The sequence below is a fragment of the Mesorhizobium sp. M1A.F.Ca.IN.020.06.1.1 genome, from assembly GCF_004023265.1.
Taxonomy (GTDB): Bacteria; Pseudomonadota; Alphaproteobacteria; order Rhizobiales; family Rhizobiaceae; genus Mesorhizobium.
The window spans coordinates 1-950 of record NZ_RZSR01001459.1 but is presented as its reverse complement, the minus strand read 5'-3'; the positions used below and the strand labels follow the sequence as shown (position 1 = coordinate 950).

Genomic DNA, 950 nt, shown 5'->3' with positions numbered 1-950 from the left:
CTCGCGGTTGATCCCGAAACTGTCGAGCCGGAGGCCGGCGCGCCGGCCACGGAACGCTTGATCTCCGGCGATCCGAAATTCCGCACCTGGAATGTCGAGGAGCGGGACGGCAGCCTTTACGCCGGCATCTGGGAAGCGACGCCGGGCAAGTGGCGCATCGTCTATGACGAATGGGAATTCTGCCACATCCTGTCCGGCGTCTCGGTGATCGCCGAAGACGGCGGCGACGCGCGCACGGTCAAGGCCGGCGACAGTTTTGTGCTGCGGCCGGGTTTCAAAGGGACCTGGGAAGTGGTGGAGACGACTCGCAAGGAATATGTGATCAAGCTGTGAAGCGCGCTTGCCGGGCTGTTAGAGCAGCCGGTCGACATCCGCTTCGGAGAAACCGAATCCGGCCATCAGGTCGCGGTGCCACCGGCTTCCAAGCAGGTCGCCCAGACAATCATCCACACGCCGCCTCAACGCGTCGTTGCCTTTGGCGACCGCAAACGCGCCGGCGGCGGGCAGCCGTTCGGACGCGGGAACGTCAATGACATCGGCCAGAGCAGCCGGTCGCCGCGCGATGTAGCCGCGATGCGCCATGGCGACGCTGGCATAGGCCTGCACCATGCCGGTAGCCACCGCCTCCGCCGCTTGGGCCTGCGTGGTGAACACACTGATCCGCTCCGGCGGCACGCCATTCTGCAGGGCCGTCCGATGCTGGATCTGGTTCGATATCACGCCAAGCCTCGCGGAGGGGTGGCCTGCAAGAGAGCGATAGCCTTCAAGGTCGAGCGGGTTGCCCTTGGCGACCATCAAGCCGTCCGGCAGCGACCAGATCGGGCGACTGAAGTCCACCAGCTTGCTGCGCTCTTCCGAGATGAACAGGCCGGTGGTCATGTCCCAGCGGCCGTCGGCCAGTCCCGGCAGCAACTCGGCGAATTCAGTCTCGACGGGCGTGAAAGCCGTCG

At 65.5% G+C, this 950-nt stretch carries 2 protein-coding genes; one reads left to right on the top strand and one right to left on the bottom strand.

Translation table 11 applies throughout. From position 1 onward, the window contains the following. The coding region (locus EOA60_RS34845; protein WP_164899861.1) for a cupin domain-containing protein at positions 1–333 on the top strand (333 nt) is incomplete at its 5' end. Between the two features lie 18 nt (positions 334–351). Here EOA60_RS34845 and EOA60_RS34840 read toward each other — a convergent pair. Then, positions 352–950: transporter substrate-binding domain-containing protein (locus EOA60_RS34840; RefSeq protein ID WP_128312723.1), on the bottom strand; the 599-nt coding region annotated here is incomplete at its 5' end.